This is a genomic window from Pseudomonadota bacterium (assembly GCA_039033415.1).
Taxonomy (GTDB): domain Bacteria; phylum Pseudomonadota; class Gammaproteobacteria; order Xanthomonadales; family SZUA-38; genus JANQOZ01.
In genome coordinates, this window is the sequence record JBCCCR010000005.1 from 1 (window position 1) to 19,358 (window position 19,358).

Consider the following 19,358-nt stretch of genomic DNA (forward strand, 5'->3'; position numbering starts at 1 on the left):
CTCCGATGCGGGATCAGCATTGCCGGGGTTCTGCGCCTGGCGGCGCTGAATCTCTTCCTCCGTCGCCTCCCGCACATCCTGAATGTCGATAGCGAAGGTTAGCGTCATGCCGGCCATCGGATGGTTGGCGTCCAGATCAACCATAAAGCGCCCGGCCTTGATCACCCGCATCATCTGGGGCCCCCGGCGAGTCTGAATGCGCAGCACCATGCCGGGCTTCAGCTTGCGGGCGTCAACGCGCAGATGCTTCGCGGAGATCCGGCTCATCAGCCGCTCCTGGTGCGGACCGTAGGCTTTTTCCGGCGGTATGGTGACGCTGAAGCTGTCGCCGCTACGGTGACCCAGCATGGCCTCTTCGAGACCCGGGATGATGTTGCCGGCGCCGATCAGGCAGACCATTGGCGCCTGATTTTCTGAGCTTTCCAGCAGCCGGTCGTCTTCACTGAGCTTGTAGTGAAACGAAACGACGTGGTTTTTTGCGATTTCCAAAGTCCGGATCCGTTGCCTGGATAACGCGACGATGGTAACCGAATCCGCCCGGCGTCAATATCGTGCTGGCCAGCGGCCCTGGTCATCGGAGCGTAAGCAATCGGTGCCCGGCGGGTCAGAAGGAACAGGGGGTACTCCATGGACCGGGGGTATCCGGGCACCGATTGATCACCAGTCAATGCGTGATAGCGCAACCCTACCTGCCCACGAGGGCACAGACCGTGAACTGGTTCAAAAATCTGAGGCGATACGGAAAAAATCCTTAATTGTGTTTAAAAACAACGGCTTAAACCGATATTCAGCAATTTTGGCAGCCTCGCTGCCCGCCGATTTCGGTCCCATAGCGGGGGCTTGCCGTCGCGCCGCCAAGGCGGATGTGATGCGCGCGGGGTTGGCGATTTTGACCTGCTCGGTGGAGCTGATTGGGCTAAACTGCAGTCGGTGCCTACGGAGTGAAGCACGGTGAAGATCGAAATCTACAGCAAAGGCTGGTGCCCCTTTTGCCAACGCGCCAAAGCGCTGCTCGAAAGGATCGGCCTGGAATACACGGAGTACAACGTCGAGGCGGAAGAGGGCCGGCTGGAAGAGATGCTCCAGCGGGCGGACGGTCGACGCACGGTGCCACAGGTATTTCTTGATGATCGGGGAATCGGCGGCTACACGGAGCTGTATCGCCTGGAGCAGGACGGCGGACTGAGCCGCTGAGAATCCTGACGCAGTTTCGGGATCGTTGACGATCGCGGCAGCCAGGTCAATGCCCTTAAGGTTCGGGCCTTCCCCAGCAAATGGAAGTGCTGCCCATGAACCCGCAACCCGCTGAACACATTGTTATGACCAGTGAGCCCGTCTATCGAGCCCTGACACCCAACGAGCACCTTGCCCTGCAGCGCATCCGCCAGCGGGCCCGATCCTCCCGACGCCCCAGTGTCTGCGCGCCCGTCTCGGAGCGACTCGCCCGGGCCTGGTTTTCGGCGCTGGTCGCTTTGATGACGCTGCGGTGGCTGCTGGCAATCACCGCTTAATCCAGCCGGCCCTTCACCCGACACGACCGCTGCCATAACATCATCTAGCGCACGGCCCACCAAGGGCGCTGCGGACGGGATTTTGTTGCACTGATTGCGCAACTACTGCCCGGCATGACCATCGGCCCAGATACAGCAACGGCGCGCGCTCGCTACGGTGCTACGGTCCACACAACGTATGTTCGTCGAATGTTAACGCAGGGCACAGGGCCGGAGTCATGGCGCGCAAAGCGGTAGACGCGCGGGATCCGCGGAAGCAGGGCACGCTTGGGGCGCGTCACATTCGGCGACCCGCAGACCTTGCGAAACACTCCCATCGTCAACCTCGCCACACTCTGCCATGGGCAGGCATGTCTCAAGCGCCGCGCATGGGGCCGCGGCTTGGATAGCAACTTGGAATCGACCGATTACCTCGCCACGATTCGCTCCCGCGCCGAGGAGGCGCTGGCCAGCCACGACGTTGCGACGGCCGAGCGTATTTATGGTGAGCTTCAGGGCGAGCAGGACGAACCCTGGCGCCTGCGCCTGCTGCAGGCGCGCATTCTCACCGCCAAAGGGCGCGTGTATCAGGCGATTCGCAGCCTTCGATCGCTACCGGTCGGTCAGCGTCAGGAGCCTGAGGTCCAGCTGGAGCTGGGTCGACTCAACTATGCCCAGGGCCAGCTTTCCGAAGCGCGCACCGCGCTGCAGTCGTATCTGAAACAGCGTGACGATCAAGCGGATGCCTGGCTGCTGTTAGCGGAGGTCCACCGACGCAGCGCTTCCTGGGGTGCAGCATCCAATGCATGCTCACGCGCCATTGCGCTTGATCCAGAGAACGTGGACGGGTACCTGAAGCTAGGGCAGGTGCTGCAGGAAGGGCGGCAGTTCGAGCGTGCGATCCAGGTCTACGCCAACGGCCTCAAAGTCGTTCCCAACTCGGCTGAGCTGCTCTGCGACATGGGCGCAGCCCAGCTGGCTCTGGGTGAAGCCGAGGACGCCATCCGTTCACTGCGGCAGGCGCTTCGGCTGAGGCCATTGAACATTGCCGCGGTGTATAACCTGGGTTCAGCCTTCGTCAAGATCGGCCAGTTCGAAGAGGCTCAGCGACGCTTCGGCCAGGTTCTGAGACTCCGCCCCGGTCATGCCGACGCCTGGTACAAGCTGATGCACTGCCGGCGTCAGACGCGTGATGACCAGCCCGCAATTCACAAGCTCAACGCGCTCACCGGCCGGCGCTCGGAAAACACCAACCCCCGACTTTGGTTCGCGTTGGGCAAAGCCCTCGACGATCTGGGTCAATATGACGACGCGTTCAGTGCCTTTGCACGAGCCAACGAATTGAGAGCCGCGCAAAACCCGCACGACTGCGCCATCCTGGAGCGCGCGATCGAGCTCACGACCCAGACGTTCTCAGACGAACTGATCGGCCGGCTGGACGCGGGCGCAGGCAACTCGCCACCGATGATTTTTATTGTCGGGCTGCCGCGTTCGGGGAGCACCCTGCTCAGCCAGATCCTGGATGGTCATCCGAATATGACCTGCGTGGGGGAGCACCAGCGGATCAACTGGGTGAAAATGGCCGTAGCTCAGCCGTTTGGCGGTCGCGTGCGTTACCCCGACATGGTCCCGCTGCTCAGTCGGCTGGATCTGTCCCGGATGGCCGCGGACTACCTCCAGGAGATGCCTCGCGTCGACGGCTGGCTGGTCGACCAGTCTCTGGAGCATTTTCAGGACATCGGGCTGCTGCACCTGCTGTTTCCCCACGCGTGGTTTATCGATATGCGCCGAGACCCCAGGGACTGCGGACTGTCGATGTACTTTTCCGACTTCTCCGCCGGCCACGCCTACAGCTATCGCTTCAACACCCTGGCCCGCCACATCCGCTCTCACCAGGCGCTGATGGAACACTGGCACAGCGCGCTATCCGACCAGATTCTTCGGGTGCGTTACGAGCACCTGGTTTCTGACCTGGACGGACAGATCGGGTCGTTGACCCGCCGCGTCGGAGCGCCAGCACACCCCGATCCCGGGCGTTTCTATCTGCGCGACAGCGTGGTGAACACCGGCAGCGCGTGGCAGGTCCGTCAGCCGCTCTACGAACATTCCGTTGGCCGCTGGCGAAACTACGCTGAGCACCTCGAACCGTTTCTCACGCTGCTCGAGGAGTAGCGCGCCGGGTCGGTCTTCCGCCGGTGCCAACAGTGAGGACGGGGTTGGCGGCAAAACGCGATTTATTCTGCTAGGCTTCCGAGGTTTCGTGACTGTTGACACGGGCGGGGGGTGTGTTACTAGAGTACAACACTAGTACACCAACGTTTCATTCAATATCTATGTGGGAAGTTCCAGATGATGAGTAACTTATTCCGGCCGCTGGTCGGCCTTTCGGTGGTCGCCATGCTGCTCAGCGCTTGCGGCGGCGACGATGAATCGACGGAGGCATCAACCGCCGCGCCCGCAGCCAAGGCTGCCGGGGCCAGCGCGTCCAGTGGCGGCGCGTCGCCCCTGCTGGCCTACGTGCCGGCTGATACGCCGTACTTTATTGGCAATCGGGAAAAGATGGACGACAAGTCCATGGACCTGATGTGGGAAATGGCGGCGCCGGCGCTTGAGTACGCTGAATCCGCGGTCTCCAAGGCCATGGAGGACCCGGAAGCAGAAGAAAACCCCGTGGCCAAAGCGGTCATGGAAGAGCTGGCCGGCAAAATGAACCGCGACGGGCTCGTCGAGCTGGGCCTGGATCCGGCCGGTAGCCTCGCTGTTTACGGTCTCGGGATCCTCCCCGTGATCCGCGCTGAAATCGCCGACGGCGACAAGCTGAAGGAAACCATCAGCCGCATCGAGGCGAAATCAGGCAAGACGTTCACCGTCAGTGAATTCGAAGGCAATGAGTTCTACGAGAACGGCGACGAAAAGGCGCAGGCCATCATCGCCATCAACGACGATCAGGTATTGATGAGCATTATTCCTACCGCCGCGCGGGAGGAAGGCCTGAAGCAGCTGTTCACCGACAGCAAGCCTGCCGAGAACATCACCGCCCGTCTTGACGAAATCAACAGCGAATATGACCTGCTGCCGATCTTTACGATCTTTATGGACTCGATGGCGCTGGTCGACGCGGTGCTGACGGACGAATCGCCGGTTGCGAGCACGCTGTTCGAGCAGGGCCGGAGCCAGCTCGGGCCCGAGTGCACCACCGAGTTCAAGGAGATGGCCGGCATCGCGCCCATGGTCGTGTCCGGCTACACCCAATTCAACGACGAAGCGGTCGACTCTATCGCCGTCATCGAGCTTCGTGACGACATCGCCACCGCCACGCAGCAGCTGGCTGCGCCGATGGGCGGCATGGGGGATATCGACGACGTGCTTTTCCACATGGGCTTTGCCATCGACGTCCTGAAAGCCAAGCAGTTTCTGACCGACCAGGCCAATGCGGTTTCCAGCGACCCCTATCAGTGCAACGCGCTGGCAGAGCTGAACGAGGGAATGTCTCAAATGTCGGCCCAGCTGGCTCAGCCGCTGCCTCCGATGGTCGGCAACTTCCAGGGGCTGCGGTTCAGCCTCAAGGACATGGATCTGTCCACCGGCATGCCGCAAAACCTGCGCGCGATCGTGATGGTGGGTATCACCAACCCGCAGCTAGTGGTCGGCATGGCCAGCGCCATGGTGCCTCAACTTGCGTCGCTGCAGCTCCCGGCTGACGGTACGCCCACCCCACTGCCCGACGGCCTGATTCCCTTCCCGCTCGATACGCCGCACCTGGCGATGACCGAGCAGGGTATCGGCATGTCTGCCGGCACCGGGGAAGAGTCCATGCTGAAGGACTACCTAAGCTCGCCGCCGGCGTCCGGCGATCTGCCCTTTATGGTTGTGGGCTACGACGAAGCGGGCCTGGCCATGTATCAGCAGCAGATTCAGGAGGCGATGGCCGCTATGGCGCCGGGCGAGGAAATGCCCGAGTTCCCGATGTCTGACCTGTTTTCGCGGCAGACCATCAGCGCCAGCTTCACCGGCCGCGGGATGGAAATGTTCTCCCGCGCCTACCTGAAGGAATAAACCGATCGCCGCTCGCTGCGGGACCCACCGCAGCGGGCGGCCCTTTCTCCACCGCCGACCACCGGCATCGGCCGAAAGGGCACCTGGATTCTGCCGGAGCCCTCGCGAACGTCCCGCCGCAACAAGATTGTCAGGGCCGCTGCAGTGGACCACCGCAAAGACATGCGGGGCCCCCTTCTGCTAGGGTTGCCGACATCGGGCTGACGTCGGTCCGCCGTTGATTCCGCCTTACTGCGGATTCTCAACAGGCAGCCGGGCGACAGCGAGCTTCCAAGCCGAAAGCGATCCTTCGGCAGGCTGCGAGAGTTGATTTATGGCCAAGTCCGCAAAATATCGCCGCAAACGGGGCATGCTAGGTTCTATCTTTTTCTGGCTGCGCAACGTTGTGCTGGTCGCGGTGGTCGCGGTGATCGGCGCGAAGTTTTACGCCGACTATCGGCTGAACCGGTCCCTGGAGCAGCTGGCCGGCATGGTCGCGCCGGTGGGCACACTGACCGTCGCCGACAACGCGGCCGGTTTTGACGGGACCCTGTCGGCTGACAACATTTCTTTTATCCCGGACCCCGGCGTCGACCTGCCCCCGATCACTATGCGCCGGGCTGAGCTGCAAACGCCAGGCCTGCTCTGGGTGCTCGGAATCGGACGCAGCGAGCTGCCCAACAGCATGGGCCTCAACCTCGGCGGCATGCGCGTTGAGCTCGGAGACCTCCTCGGCCAGGAGCAGCGCTCTTCGATCAGCGGGCTCACCACAGAAACCCTCGCGTGTGGCGACGTCACCCGTTTCGAGACGATCGATCTCAACAACATGGGCTTCGACAGCATGGAAAGCACCGTTGAAGCCCGTTACCGCCTGCTGCCGCCTGACGTCATCGACGTCCAGATGGTCATTCAGAACGCTAATGCGGCCGAGATTCATATGGAGCTGAAGCTGGCCGTGGAGAACCTTAACGAGGTACGACGGAGCCAGGCGCCGCCGGAAGCCGGCCTCAAAAGCCTCGGCGTGACGCTGCAGGCCAGCGAGTTTAACCGTCGGCGCAACAGCTATTGCGCCGCGCAAAGCGACATTTCCAGCGACGAGTTTCTGGATAACCACATGGCAGCGGTCGCCGAGGAGACCGCCGGCATGGGTTTTGAGCTCAGCGATGAGCTGACGTATCAGTACCGACGCTTCGCCGCCGGCGAGGGCGTCTGGACCTTTCTCAGCCGCCCCGACCGACCGCTCGCCATGGAGGAGATTGCTGCCCTCGGCCCGGATAAGCTTTTGGAGGGGCTCAACGTTAATTCCGCCGTGGCTTCCGGAGTGCCGCAACGAGTCAGCATCATCTCGCTGGCGCCGGAGCCGGCAACGGTGCTGGCCGACAGCGGCGTCCCCGGCGCGGCTGCTGTCACTGGCGGCAGCGCAGCGCGGGCGTGGAAGCTGGTGGAGACGGGCAGCCTGGCGTCCTACACCGGCCGCAACGTGCGACTCAACTCGAAGTTCGGCAAGGAATACACCGGCGTGCTGGTCAGCGTCAGCGACGGCAAGGCGGTGATCGACACCCTACTCCCCGGCGGCTCTGCCCAGATACCGATTCCGCTCGACCAGATTTTCCGCGTACGCGTACTCACGCGCGGCTGACCACCCAGACGCGAACCTCCGCCGCTCCGGCTTGCTTCAGCGCCCGCGCGCAGGCGGTCGCGGTGGCCCCGGTGGTCAGCACGTCATCAATCAAGGCGACCCTGGCACCGTCCAGCGGCCGTCGAACCTGAAACACCCCCCGCATCGCGCGTCGACGGTCCGCGGCCAGCAGCGTTGACTGCGGCACGCCCGACCGACCGCGAAGCAAGAGGTTCTGCACCAGGGGCACACCCAACCGTCTCGCCATCGGCCGGGCGAGCTCTGCAGATTGATTGAAGCCCCGCAGCGTAAGCCGCTCGCGGTGCAGCGGCACGGGCACGATCAGGTCCGGCACCGCGGGCCGGCAGCGAAGCAGAAATAACTCGCTCAGCAGCCGACCCAGGTGCAGCGTTCCGTCGTATTTGAAGCGCCGAACCCACCCGTCGACGGGCGGCGCAAAAGCGAATGCTGCGGTCACCTCGTCGAACCCGGGCGGTTCTCGGAGGCAGCGGCCACAGACTCCAGCGGCAGTTTTCTCAACCTCTCCGCCAGCGGTGATCCCGGGCAGCGCGTCACCGCACAGGCGGCAGCCCGCGGCATGCCAGGGCAGATCACCCAAGCAATCGCGACACAGACTTAGGCCACGATAGCCCTGGGCGTGGCAGATGGCGCAGCGTGACGGGAAGATATGGCCCCAGCTTCGATCGATCCATTCGTAAACCTTCATGTCACTCTCTGGTTGACAGGCGTAGAAACCGGTCCAATACTTGGCGCCCCGGACCGCTGTGGAGTTGCCATGACCTCTGTGCGACACGACTGGACCGCCGAACAGGCGGTTGCGCTGTTTAATCAGCCATTCAACGACCTGTTGTTTGACGCGCAAACGGTTCACCGAAACACTTTTCCGCCCAACACGGTGCAGATCAGCACGCTGCTGTCGATCAAAACCGGCGCCTGCCCGGAAGACTGCAAATACTGCCCGCAGAGCGCTCACTACAAGACGGGGCTCGAGGTCGAGCGGCTGCTGCCCGTCGAGCAGGTTGTCGCTGCCGCCAGCGCCGCAAAAGCACGCGGCGCCAGCCGCTTCTGTATGGGCGGCGCGTGGCGAAGCCCGAGGGCGCGGGATCTCGAGCCGCTGGCAGAAATGATCGCTGAGGTGAAGGCCCTGGGCCTGGAAACCTGCCTGACCGTCGGCATGCTCGACTCCGAACAGGCCGACCGACTGCAGGAAGCGGGCCTCGATTATTACAACCACAACATCGACACCTCGCCCGAGTACTACGACGAGGTGATCACCACCCGGGACTTTTCCGAGCGCATCGAGACGCTGAACAACGTGCGCAAGGCGGGCCTCAAGGTCTGCTCGGGCGGCATTGTCGGCATGGGAGAAAGCCGGGCCGACCGTGCCAGCATGCTGGCGGTGCTGGCCAACCTGCCCGAACACCCGGAGAGTGTGCCGATCAACCGCCTGGTGCAGGTCCCCGGTACGCCGATGCACGGGCAGCCGGAAGTGGATCCGCTCGAGTTTGTCCGGACCATCGCGGTCGCCAGGATTATGCTGCCGCGGTCGGTGGTGCGGCTGTCAGCCGGGCGCACGGAGATGTCGGACGAGCTGCAGGCGTTATGTTTTCTGGCCGGCGCTAACTCGATCTTTTACGGCGACAAGCTGCTCACCACACAAAATCCGGCCCAGCAGGACGACATGGAGCTGCTGGCGAGGCTGGGGCTGACCGCCGGGACGCCGGAACCCGTCCCAGCGGGCTAACGCCACGCCATGCCTCGTTCGGGACCGGTTTCGCCTGCGCCTGGCCCACACTCTGCAACGGTCGCACCAGGACATGAGGCGCCGGCCAGCAGTGCACTGCCCAACGACTGGGCGTCCTGGCTGAGCGCGCAGCGCGCGACGCTCGAGCACGCCAACCAGTGGCGCCAGCGGCGGATCCCCGCCGATGACGCCAAAGATTTTGCCAGCAACGACTACCTGGCGCTGGCGAAACACCCGGCGCTGGCCAAGGCGCTGGCGGCGGCGGCCGAGGACCTGGGCTGTGGCGCCGGCAGCGCGCAGCTGCTGGGCGGCTACCGCCCGATACATCAGGAGCTGGAGGAATGCCTCGCTGAGTGGGTTCAGCGACCGGCCGCAGCGCTGTTTTCCACCGGCTACATGGCTAACCTCGGACTGATTACCGCGCTCACCGGCGCCGAAGACCTGATTGTCCAGGACAAACTGAACCACGCCTCACTCATCGACGCCGCCCGTTTGTCAGGCGCCAGGCTGCGACGCTTCCAGCATAACGACATGAGCAGCCTGCACCGGCAGCTGACGTTGCCCGGGCGACGGCGCCTGCTGGCGGTTGAAAGCGTGTTCTCGATGGATGGCGACCTGGCGCCGCTGGCGGAGATCGCCAGGCTGGCGACAGCCCATGATGCGCTGCTCTGCGTTGACGAAGCCCACGCGCTGGGGGTTTTGGGTCAGCACGGCTCCGGCTCGCTGGGCGAAGCGGGGCTCGGTGCCGCTGATGCTCCCGTGGTGGTCGGCACCTTCGGCAAATCGCTGGGCACGCACGGCGCGTTTGTCGCCGGTCCGCAGGAGATCATCGACCAGCTCGTCAACCGAGCACGGAGCCACGTTTACACCACCGCACCCGCGCCGCCGCTGGCCGCCGCCACCCTCGCTGGCCTTCAGCTCGTGCAGCGTGACCAGTGGCGGCGGGATCATCTGCAGGACTTGATCGAGCGGTTTGTGCGGCGGGCCGGCGAGCTGGGATTGCCGCTGGGTGCTTCGCGATCGCCGATTCAGCCGCTGCTGCTGGGGGAGGCGGGTTGTGCGCTGGACCTCAGCCAGTCCCTGGCCACGCAGGGTTTTCACGTTCCTGCCATCCGACCCCCGACCGTGCCTGAGGGCACCTCGCGACTACGCATTTCCCTCAACGCCGGTCATCAGCCCGACGATATCGAGCGGCTTTTGGTGGCGATCTCCCGGCACCTTGAACAGCCCGCACAGGCGGCGGGCTCAGAGACGCGTCCATGACCGAACCGACGGCACTAAGTATCGAGGTCGCCGGATGTCGAGAACCGGGCACACCGACGCTGGCACTGATCCACGGCTGGGGTATGCACTGCAACGTTTTCGCTGAAGCCATCGAGACGCTTGCCCCGCGGTTCCGGCTGCTGTTGATCGACCTGCCTGGCCACGGTCGCAACCATCAGCTTTCCCGCATACCGCCGCTGGCTGAGCTCGCTGATCAGGTCGCAGGCGCGGTGGCAACAATCGTCGACGAGCAACCGATCACCTGCCTTGGCTGGTCGCTGGGCGGGCAGCTGGCGTTGTCCCTGGCGCTGCAACATCCACAGCACATCAGACGGCTCGTGCTGGTTGCCAGCACGCCGCGTTTTGTGCGCGACGCGACCTGGCCTCACGGCATGCCCGCCGCCGTGTTCGACCAATTCGCCGCGGACCTCCGCGAAGATCATGTCGCCACCTGGCAGCGCTTTCTGGCGCTGGAGGTCCACGGCACCGCCACCGCCAAGCAGGATCTTCGTCGGCTGCGGCAGGTTGCGACCGCCTGGCCCCCGCCGAACCCGACAGCGTTGGCTGACGGACTTCGGATTCTGGGGAACAACGACCTGCGGGACCACCTGCGCCAGATCCCCACGCCGACGCTGATCGTGAGCGGCGGCCGAGATCGGCTGGTGCCACCCGCAGCCGGGCGGTGGATGGCCAGCCAGCTGCGCCGAGCGGACCATCAGGTGCTGTCCGCGTGCGGCCACGCGCCCTTTATCGGCGACAGCGCCGCCTTTCTCAAGCTGTTGGAGCCGTTTGCGCTGGCTGACCACGCGAGGCCGGCCCATGTATGACACGACCAGCGTCGGACGCGCGTTCAGCCGGGCGGCCGACAGCTACGGCGACGCTTCGGTGCTGCAGCAAGCTGTTGAGGACGAACTGCTGACGCGGCTCACAACGCTGAATCCGTCAGCCGACACGATCGTGGATCTCGGCGCCGGCCCCGGGCGGGCCAGCCGATCCCTCGCCGGCAGGCCGGGCAACCCTCAGGTGGTGGCCGTGGATTTAGCCTCGGGGATGCTGGAAGGCTGGTCACATCCCGGCGTCCAGCGGATTTGTGCCGACGCGGCCTGGCTGCCGCTGGCTGACGGCTGCGCTGACCTCGTCTGGTCCAATCTGATGCTGCAATGGAGCCCCGATCCCGGGCGGCTTTTCGCTGAGGTTCGGCGGAGCCTCAGACCTGAGGGTTGCTTTCTCTTCAGCACGTTCGGCCCGCTGACGCTGACCGAGCTGCGCAGCGCCTGGGCCGCCGTCGATGCCGGGAGCCACGTGAGCGACTTTATTGACATGCACGATCTCGGTGACGGCCTGCTGGCGGCCGGCTTCTCCGATCCGGTCATGGACAGCCAGCTCATCACGCTAACCTACGGCGATGTCCGGGCGCTGATGATGGATCTAAAAGCGTGGGGCGCCAGCAACCGGCGCCAGGATCGCCCGCGCGGCATGATGGGAAAGCGCCGAATGAAGGCGATGATGGCGGAATACGAACGGCATCGCGCCGACGACCGTATTCCCGCCACCTTTGAGGTGATCTATGGCTTTGCGCGCGGAGCACCGACCGGGCGCCCCGTCCGCCAGGAAGCAGGTGAGGTAGCCACCTTTCCCGTCGATTCCCTGCGGGGCAGCCGCCGCCAGTGAAAGGTTTTTTTGTCACCGGAACCGATACCGAGATCGGCAAGACCTGGTCGAGCGTGGCGGTGCTTCACAAGCTGCGAGAACGCGGCTTCCGCGTCAACGCCATCAAGCCGGTCGCCGCCGGCGAGGACCACCCGAGCGACGCCTCTCTGCTGGAAAGCGCCTGCGGCCATCCGATTGACCCAGCGCTGCTCAACCCGTTTGCCTTTCGGGAACCCGTCTCACCGCACCTGGCGGCGCAGCTAGAAGGTCAACACGTTGAGCTTCCGCCGATTGTGACGGCCGCCCGCCGGCTCGCGGACGATGCGGACCTGCTGCTCGCAGAAGGCGCCGGAGGCTGGATGGTGCCGCTCGGCGGTCCGGACGGTCAGCTGCTGATGCCCGACCTCGTGAAGGCGCTCGACCTCCCGGTCATCCTGGTGGTTGGGCTCAAGCTGGGCTGTCTCAACCACGCGTTGCTCAGCGCGGCTCAAATCACCGCCAGCGGCTGCACCTTGGCCGGCTGGATTGGCAATACGGTGGATCCGGCGATGCGCCTCAAGCGCGAAAACATCGACACGTTGACCCGCCTGCTGCCGGCTCCGTCTCTTGGCATTCTGCCGAGGCTAAAGGCACCGGCTGACGGTGCGTCTTATCTCGACCTCTCGCCACTCAAACTCTGACGACAACTCCGGCACGCCAATCAACGCTGAGGAGCGTTGGCGCCGTCACGCCGATCGGCCAAAAAAAAGCCCCCGCCGCGAAGCGCGACGAGGGCATTGGTAAAGGCAGACCTTTTTTTCTTAGAAGCTGTAGGTCACCTCAATTCCAGCTCGGCGCAGCGTGCCCGGATGGATGAACGAACCGCCGAACTCCGGCGCCGGGATCACCTCCTCCAGATAGTTCTCGTCGGTGGCGTTGCGCACGAAGCCGACAATCGTCCAGTTGTTGCTCTCAAAGCCTGCCCGCAGATTCACGAGCGTGTAGGTATCGCGCTGCGCGCGGGAGTACTCGCCCGGAGCTCCAAAGAGGGTCGGCCGCTGCTGATCCTGGACAACGTGGAAATAGGTCTCGCCCACGGTGGCCACGTCGACGTTGATGAAGTAATCCCAATCGGCCCAGGCGTCGTCTTCCCAGCGACCACCGACGTTGAAGGTAAACTCGGGCGTATAGGGAGACTCATTGCCGATCGTGTCGGGACGCGTCGTGTTCGCCTTGATTTCACTGTCGATGAACGCCGCTGACGTGTAAAGGCTGAGGTTGTCGTTGGGCGCCCAGTTAGCTGAAAACTCCACGCCGTCCATCTCAACCTCATCGACGTTGGTCACCACGCGCAGCAAACCGAAGGCGCCGACCAGGAACTCAAAAAACTGCAGGTCATCGACTTCGGTGTGATAGTAAGCGGCCTCCAGGTTCAGGGTGCCGTCGAGCAGCCGCGACTTGAAACCCACCTCAAACGCCGTGGAGGTCTCCTCGTCAAACTGGTCCTGGATCGCCACCGGGGCAAACCCTTCGTTGGGTGAACCCGGCACGCCGATACCCAGCCCTTGGTTGATGAAGATGTCGGTGGTTGCGGCCGCACCCAGGTTGTTGAAGCCGCCACTCTTAAAGCCGCGACCGAGGCTGGAGAAAATCGTCGTGCTGTCGCTGACGTCCCAGCTCACCGAAACCTTGGGCTGGAATTCCGAGAACGTTTCGTTCTGCGGAGCGATGAAGCCGTTAGGATTGACGCTAGGGCACAGGCCGGTGTTGATCGGGTCGCCCCCTTCAAAGGGCGGGCCGTCGCAGTCGATAAACTGGCTGCGGGCGTCCACCGGCACCAGGTTGGTCACGTCCCGGTCCTCACGGTCGTAGCGGGCAGCAAACGAGAGCTCCACCGTCTCGGAGACGTCGTAGTCGACGTTACCGAAGATGGCGATCACCTCTGACTCGAACCGGTCGTTCACCAGCTGTTCGGTTGGGTTCGGGCCGCCCTGGGGCACAAACAGGCTTTCGGTGATGCCGTTGCCGAGGTCGATACCGGTGTTCACGCCCACCTCCCGATCGATATCCAGATAGTAGATACCCGTCTGCCAGCGCAGCTCGGAATCCTGGTTCGACGACAGGCGAACCTCGAAGCTGAAGTCTTCCTGGTTTCGCTCCTGATACTGGGTGCCGTCACAGGTGGTTGGCGTGTAGGGTCCCAGGATCGGGCCGTTTTCCACCGGCACCAGCAGCTGAGGCGCGGGCAGACTCACGCCCGCCGCCAGCAGCGCATTGATACTGTCCGGGCAACCGGTGGACGGATCGAAGAAGAAGCCGAAAGCACCCGAGGTGCCGTCCGCACTGAAGGAGTTCTCGATGTCTGAGTACAGCAGCCAGCCGGTGAGATCGGCGTTGGCGAAGCTGTGATCAACCTTCAGCGAGAGCTCGAGTGCCTCCTGATCGTTTTGCGGGTCGATGTTGTTCTGGAACACGAAGTCGTGATCGTTCACGTCTTCGTAGAACCGGCTGGCAAACTCTTCGCCGAACACGGGTGCCAGGCCGGCAGCGAAGCCCGGCAGGGCGAACGCCGCGTTGAAGGAGATCGACGCCGCGTCGACTTCGCCGTAGCGCAGCTTGGCGTCCCAGCGCGTCGTTTCGTTTTCCCAGATCAGGCGTCCGCCGAGATTCCAGTTTTCAAAGTCGTCGACGATGTCGTCGTTCAGGAAGCTGTTTCGATAAAAGCCGTCGCTGGATCGAAAATCGGCATTGAGGCCGTACCACATGCTGCCTTCGGTGATCGGGCCGCTGATCGAGCCCGCAACCAGCGTGGTGCTGTCCTCAGCGAGCGACGCCTTGAGCCGGCCGCGCCGTTCGTCGTTCGGCGTTTCGGTAGAAATGATGATGGCGCCAGACGACGCGTTTCGACCATAAAGTGCACCCTGCGGCCCCTTCAGAACTTCGATCTGCTGCAGGTTGGTGTATTCCCGGTTCAGGGCAGCCGGGTTGGTCATAAGAATACCGTCGAGAATCAAGGCGAAGCTGTTCTCGGCGTCGCGCGCGCCGTTGATGCCCCGAATGTTGACCTGCGTGTCGCCAACCTCCGCCGCGTCCACCAGCGAAACGCCGGGCGTCAGGTAGATAAAGTCAGCGGCCCGCTCAACGCCGGAACGTTGGAGCTGCGTCTGAGTGAATACCGTAATCGCGGCCGGAACGTCCTGGAGCGACTCGGCGCGCTTCCGAGCTGTTACGACAATCTCCTCCAGCGATCCCGACGCCTGGGCGTGAACGGGCTGCTGGTAAGCAACGGACAGGGCGGCCGCGATGGCGCCACTGATGAGGGAAAAACGGGGCAATGAACTCACTTGCAAATCTCCTGCTAGGGAAGGGTCAGCGTATCAGCAGCGTGCATGTTCTTATGCATGTCTTGGCTACCTCAACCGTCACACTTCATTATGATTCACCTTTTTTGTCAAATGTCTGGACATTTGGCGCTGGCTAGGCGGTAATTGGGAGTTCAGCATTGACGCTTAAACGTCCTTGCGGTACACCGACCATCGCCGCGCCGCGGCTTCAAAAAGAACTGACAACTGGAATCTCTATGGCTTACCGACTTGGCGTCGACGTCGGGGGAACATTCACCGACCTCATCTTAGTAAAAGAAGAAAGCGGCGATACCTTCTCCGCGAAAGTACCCAGCACCCCTGAGGACTCTTCCATCGGGGTATTCAACGGCATCAGTAAGGTCTGTGCTGAAGCGGGAATTGATCCCAAAGACATTACCCACGTCATGCACGGCACCACGGTTGCCACCAATACCGTGCTGACCGGAACCGGCGCCAACGTAGGCCTGGTCACAACCAAAGGCTATCGACAGGTGCTGCAGATCGCGCGGTCCTTTGTGCCGGGAGGTCTCGGCGGCTGGGTGATCTATAACAAGTCGCTGCCGCTGGCACCGCTCGGTCTGACGATCGAAGCGGATGAGCGCATGAGCGCCGGCGGCGAGATTGTCGATGAGGTTAACGATGCTCAGGTTCGCGAAGAGCTGAGCAAGCTGAAGGACAAGGGTATCGAGGCGCTGACCGTCTGCCTGATCAACGCGTTTGCCAACGACGCTAACGAAAAGCGCATCGCTGAGCTCGCGGCTGAAGTCATGCCGGACATCCCAGTCTCGCTGTCCTCGGAGGTGGTTCCCGAGATGCAGGAGTACGAGCGCGCTATCACCACGGTCGCTAACTCCTACGTCCGCCCGCGGGTCGAAAAATACATGCAGAACCTGCAGACCGAGCTCAGCGACAAGATGGAGAACGTCCAGCTTCACGTGCTGCGCTCCGACGGCGGTCTCGCGTCATCCGCTGCCGCTAAATCGTATCCGGTTAACCTGCTGATGAGCGGGCCGGCCGGCGGCGTCACCGGCGCGGTGTGGATTGCCGGCCAGTCCGGCTACAAAAACCTTCTGACGCTCGACATGGGCGGCACCTCGACGGACGTGGCCCTGGTACAGGACGGCGTGGCTCAGCTCCGGCGCGAAACCACGGTGGGTGACGTGACCGTCCGGGCCTCCTCGGTCGACGTAAGAACGGTCGGCGCGGGCGGCGGCTCGATTGCTCACGTTCCGGAGCTGACCAAGGCGCTGCGCGTCGGGCCGCAAAGCGCAGGCGCTGCGCCCGGCCCTGCGGCTTACAACAAAGGCGGCACCGAGCCGACCGTGACCGACGCCAACGTCATGCTGGGCTACATGCCGCAATCTGTGCGTCTCGGCGGCGATATGGAGATCCGCAAGGATCTGGCTGAACAGGCGCTGCAGAGCGTTGCCAACGGCCTGGATCTTTCGGTCCAGCGAGCCGCTGAGGGCGTTTATGACATCGTCAACGAAAACATGTTTGGCGCATTGCGTTTGGTATCGGTTGAGCAGGGTCACGATCCGCGCGACTTTGCGTTGATCGCCTTCGGTGGCGCGGGGCCGCTGCATGCAAACGCGCTGGGCAAACTCATGAACTCCTGGCCGGTGCTGATTCCGCCCGGTCCCGGCGTCCTGTGTGCCTACGGTGACGCCACGACCCGCGTCCGAGACGAAGCGTCCCGCACGTTCATCCGCCGGTTCTCTCAAACCAGTACGGAAGAAGTCGCGGGGATCTTTGAAGATCTGGCGACAACCGCCGCCCAGACGCTTGTCGACGAAGGGGTGCCCGAAGACGAGCAGGTGGCGGGCTACGAGGTGGACATCCGCTACCAGGGCCAGGGCCTGCTGCTGACCATCTCCGTCGATCTGGACGAGCTGCGCAAGACCGGCCTCGAGGCGATCGGCAAACGATTCGACGACCAGCACGAGCAGCTCTTCACGTTTGCGCTGGACGCCGAGCAAGAGGTGGTCAACCTTCGCGCGGTGGTGCAGGGCAAGTCCGCTGAGGTGAAAGCGATGACCCTCGACGAGGGTGGTACCGATCCGTCAGACGCCGTTATCGGCAAGGAAACCATCCACGTAGAGGGCACCGATCAGGAGGCCAACATCTATGATCGCTCCAAGCTCAAGGCGGGCAACCAAATCGCCGGCCCGGCAATCGTGATGGAGATGGATTCCACTACCCTGATTCTTCCCGGCCATACCGGCAGTGTCGACAAGGTCGGCATGATCCTCATCAACCCGAACGAATAGGTCAATCGAAATGCCAGCAAAACTGATTCAAGCCAACGAGACGCCGTTTAACCGGGTGGACGTGGATCCCATTGCCCTCGACATTGTTGAAAATGCGCTCAAAAACGCCCGCTACGAGATGGACACAGTGCTGTTCCGGACCGCCATGTCGCCCGGTATCCGTGAGCAGCATGACGAGTTTCCGATGATCGCAAACGTCGAAGGCAAGATGGTCGTCGGCCAATTTGGCTCGTTTATCCACGGCTTCAAAGAAGCCTTCAACGGCACCATCGAAGAAGGGGACGTGTTCCTGACCAACGATCCCTACGCCTGCAACGGCGCGGTGAGCCATATCAACGACTGGCTTGTGCTGGTCCCCGTGTTTAAGGACCACCGCCTGATTGCCTGGGCCGCCATGTTTGGCCACATGACCGACGTAGGCGGCAAGGTGCCCGGCAGCCTGCCGACCGACGCGCGGCAGATCTACGAGGAAGGCATTCGCGTGCCGGTCACCAAGATCTTCAAGAAAGGTGAGCTGCAGGAAGAGATCCTTGAGCTGGTGCTGTACAACTGCCGGCTGCCGCACTGGAACCGCTCAGACTTCAACGCCATCATCGCCGCCTGCCGCACCGCCGAGAAGCGCTGCGTGGAGATCGCCGAGCGCTTCGGCGACGACGTGTTCTATTCAGCGATGGACGAGCTGCTGGAGCGCAACAAGCGCGCCATGGCGCAGCTGATCAAGAACACCGTGCCGGAGGAAAAGCAGTACTTCGAAGACTACATCTGCGACGACGGCTTAGGCATGGGCCCCTATCGCATCAAATGCGCCATGTGGCGCGAGGGTGACAAGGTCAAGTTCGACTTTGAAGGCACCGATCCGCAATCCATCAGCTCCATCAACTTCTATCTGAACGAAGAGATGTTCAAGATGTTCTGCGGGGTCTATATGATCATGGTGTTCGACCCGCAGATCATGTTCAACGACGGCTTTTATGACCTGATGGAGGTCAACATTCCGGCCGGCACCCTGCTGAAGCCGATGGAGCCGGCGGCCCTGTCTTGCCGAACCCATGCGCTGGGCCGGATCTTCGACGTGCTCGGCGGCCTGCTTGGCCAGGGGAGCCCGGACTTCCTGTGTGCCGCCGGCTTCTCTGACAGCCCGCACTTTATGTACTCCGGCTACGACAAGAACGGCGAGTGGTACCAGCTGTACCAGATCGGCTTCGGCGGTGTTCCCGGCAAGCCCTCGGGTGACGGTCCGGACGGCCACTCCCTGTGGCCCAGCTTCACCAACGTGCCCAACGAGTTTCTGGAAAGCTATTTCCCGCTGCGTATCGACGTGTACGAGACGCTGCCCGATTCCGGCGGCGCCGGCCTGCACCGTGGCGGTAACGCCCTGCGCATCGGCTACCGATTCCTGGAGCCCGGCGAGATCTCGATCCATGACGATCGCTGGCTGACCTACCCCTGGGGCGTCAACGGCGGCCATCCAGGTCAGCGCAGCCAGAAGATCCTGGTGCGCACCGACGGCACGGAAGAGCTGTGTGAGTCCAAGTGCGACCGCCTGCACGTCAACGCCGGCGATTTGCTCTATTTCGACACCTGGGGCGGCGGCGGCTGGGGTGACCCCTTCCTGCGACCCACCGAGCAGGTGGCGTTCGACGTCGACGCGGGTCTGGTGACCGTCGAGGGCGCCAAAAAGAACTATGGCGTGGTGATCAACGCGGACGGCAGCGCCGACGAGGAAGCCACCACCGCCCTGCGGGCTCAGATGAGCAGCGACCGTGGCGACACCAAGCTGTTCGACAAAGGCTTCGAGTCGGTGGATGAGCTCAAGGCGCGCTGCGAGTCTGACACCGGCCTCAAGGCGCCGCAGCAGCCTCGCTTCGAAACCTGGGTGGACGTGCAGCGCCAGCGCGTAGCGGGCTAAACCTCACCCGTATT

General features: G+C 63.1%; 15 protein-coding genes. 12 read left to right on the plus strand and 3 right to left on the minus strand.

Annotated elements, in window-relative coordinates:
* Window positions 1-489 (minus strand): peptidylprolyl isomerase (locus AAF358_04950; protein MEM7704876.1); only part of this gene is annotated, 489 nt, incomplete at its 3' end.
* Between the two features lie 462 nt (window positions 490-951).
* Here AAF358_04950 and grxC point away from each other — a divergent pair.
* The 5 genes from grxC to AAF358_04975 all read left to right on the plus strand — a co-directional run bounded on the left by grxC (window position 952) and on the right by AAF358_04975 (window position 7,164).
* Window positions 952-1,194, plus strand: a complete 243-nt coding sequence (gene grxC / locus AAF358_04955; protein MEM7704877.1) for a glutaredoxin 3 — start codon at window positions 952-954, stop codon at window positions 1,192-1,194.
* 95 nt (window positions 1,195-1,289) lie between these two features.
* Complete coding sequence (locus tag AAF358_04960; GenBank protein MEM7704878.1) at window positions 1,290-1,511, plus strand: hypothetical protein; 222 nt, start codon at window positions 1,290-1,292, stop codon at window positions 1,509-1,511.
* A 381-nt stretch (window positions 1,512-1,892) separates the two neighbouring features.
* Window positions 1,893-3,662, plus strand: a complete 1,770-nt coding sequence (locus tag AAF358_04965; GenBank protein ID MEM7704879.1) for a sulfotransferase — start codon at window positions 1,893-1,895, stop codon at window positions 3,660-3,662.
* Between the two features lie 177 nt (window positions 3,663-3,839).
* Window positions 3,840-5,546: a hypothetical protein gene (locus AAF358_04970; GenBank protein MEM7704880.1), complete on the plus strand. Its 1,707-nt coding sequence runs from the start codon at window positions 3,840-3,842 to the stop codon at window positions 5,544-5,546.
* Window positions 5,547-5,859: 313 nt separating this feature from the next.
* Window positions 5,860-7,164 carry a hypothetical protein gene (locus tag AAF358_04975; protein MEM7704881.1) on the plus strand — a complete coding sequence of 435 codons (1,305 nt, stop codon included), beginning with the start codon at window positions 5,860-5,862 and terminating at the stop codon, window positions 7,162-7,164.
* On the opposite strand, the gene AAF358_04980 is transcribed toward AAF358_04975, so the two are convergent.
* Window positions 7,151-7,870 (minus strand): ComF family protein, encoded by a 720-nt coding sequence (locus AAF358_04980; protein MEM7704882.1) that lies wholly within the window; start codon window positions 7,868-7,870, stop codon window positions 7,151-7,153. The two genes, AAF358_04975 and AAF358_04980, sit on opposite strands and share 14 nt — an antisense overlap.
* Before the next feature lie 69 nt (window positions 7,871-7,939).
* On the opposite strand from AAF358_04980, the gene bioB reads away from it, so the two are divergent.
* Genes bioB through bioD form a run of 5 tightly spaced genes read left to right on the plus strand, consistent with a single transcriptional unit; the run spans window position 7,940 to window position 12,501 of the window.
* The gene (gene bioB / locus AAF358_04985; protein ID MEM7704883.1) at window positions 7,940-8,908 is read left to right on the plus strand and encodes a biotin synthase BioB; all 969 of its coding nucleotides are present in this window, start codon (window positions 7,940-7,942) and stop codon (window positions 8,906-8,908) included.
* Between the two features lie 9 nt (window positions 8,909-8,917).
* On the plus strand, window positions 8,918-10,171 hold the full coding sequence (locus AAF358_04990; GenBank protein MEM7704884.1) for an 8-amino-7-oxononanoate synthase: 1,254 nt from the start codon (window positions 8,918-8,920) through the stop codon (window positions 10,169-10,171).
* Complete coding sequence (gene bioH / locus AAF358_04995; protein MEM7704885.1) at window positions 10,168-10,998, plus strand: pimeloyl-ACP methyl ester esterase BioH; 831 nt, start codon at window positions 10,168-10,170, stop codon at window positions 10,996-10,998. Before AAF358_04990 ends, bioH begins: the two co-directional genes overlap by 4 nt.
* Entirely contained in the window at window positions 10,991-11,842 is an 852-nt protein-coding gene (gene bioC / locus AAF358_05000; GenBank protein ID MEM7704886.1) for a malonyl-ACP O-methyltransferase BioC, read from the plus strand. The genes bioH and bioC overlap by 8 nt, the downstream gene beginning before the upstream one ends.
* Window positions 11,839-12,501 (plus strand): dethiobiotin synthase, encoded by a 663-nt coding sequence (gene bioD, locus AAF358_05005; GenBank protein ID MEM7704887.1) that lies wholly within the window; start codon window positions 11,839-11,841, stop codon window positions 12,499-12,501. The genes bioC and bioD overlap by 4 nt, the downstream gene beginning before the upstream one ends.
* A 120-nt stretch (window positions 12,502-12,621) precedes the next feature.
* On the opposite strand, the gene AAF358_05010 is transcribed toward bioD, so the two are convergent.
* Window positions 12,622-15,144, minus strand: coding sequence for a TonB-dependent receptor (locus tag AAF358_05010; protein ID MEM7704888.1), 2,523 nt, complete (start codon window positions 15,142-15,144; stop codon window positions 12,622-12,624).
* A gap of 236 nt (window positions 15,145-15,380) precedes the next feature.
* Here AAF358_05010 and AAF358_05015 point away from each other — a divergent pair, with 236 nt between their 5' ends.
* Window positions 15,381-17,435, plus strand: a complete 2,055-nt coding sequence (locus tag AAF358_05015; GenBank protein MEM7704889.1) for a hydantoinase/oxoprolinase family protein — start codon at window positions 15,381-15,383, stop codon at window positions 17,433-17,435.
* A gap of 10 nt (window positions 17,436-17,445) precedes the next feature.
* Window positions 17,446-19,344, plus strand: coding sequence for a hydantoinase B/oxoprolinase family protein (locus AAF358_05020; GenBank protein MEM7704890.1), 1,899 nt, complete (start codon window positions 17,446-17,448; stop codon window positions 19,342-19,344).
* Window positions 19,345-19,358: the final 14 nt, after the last annotated feature.

What these genes read in the sequence shown, in the direction of transcription:
- AAF358_04960 (MEM7704878.1), top strand. Translation starts at nt 1,290, where the DNA reads ATGAACCCGCAACCCGCTGAACACATTGTTATGACCAGTGAGCCCGTC.
- AAF358_04970 (MEM7704880.1), top strand. Translation starts at nt 3,840, where the DNA reads ATGATGAGTAACTTATTCCGGCCGCTGGTCGGCCTTTCGGTGGTCGCC.
- AAF358_04975 (MEM7704881.1), top strand. Translation starts at nt 5,860, where the DNA reads ATGGCCAAGTCCGCAAAATATCGCCGCAAACGGGGCATGCTAGGTTCT.
- AAF358_04980 (MEM7704882.1), bottom strand. Translation starts at nt 7,870, where the DNA reads ATGAAGGTTTACGAATGGATCGATCGAAGCTGGGGCCATATCTTCCCG.
- bioB (MEM7704883.1), top strand. Translation starts at nt 7,940, where the DNA reads ATGACCTCTGTGCGACACGACTGGACCGCCGAACAGGCGGTTGCGCTG.
- AAF358_04990 (MEM7704884.1), top strand. Translation starts at nt 8,918, where the DNA reads ATGCCTCGTTCGGGACCGGTTTCGCCTGCGCCTGGCCCACACTCTGCA.
- bioH (MEM7704885.1), top strand. Translation starts at nt 10,168, where the DNA reads ATGACCGAACCGACGGCACTAAGTATCGAGGTCGCCGGATGTCGAGAA.
- bioC (MEM7704886.1), top strand. Translation starts at nt 10,991, where the DNA reads ATGTATGACACGACCAGCGTCGGACGCGCGTTCAGCCGGGCGGCCGAC.
- AAF358_05015 (MEM7704889.1), top strand. Translation starts at nt 15,381, where the DNA reads ATGGCTTACCGACTTGGCGTCGACGTCGGGGGAACATTCACCGACCTC.
- AAF358_05020 (MEM7704890.1), top strand. Translation starts at nt 17,446, where the DNA reads ATGCCAGCAAAACTGATTCAAGCCAACGAGACGCCGTTTAACCGGGTG.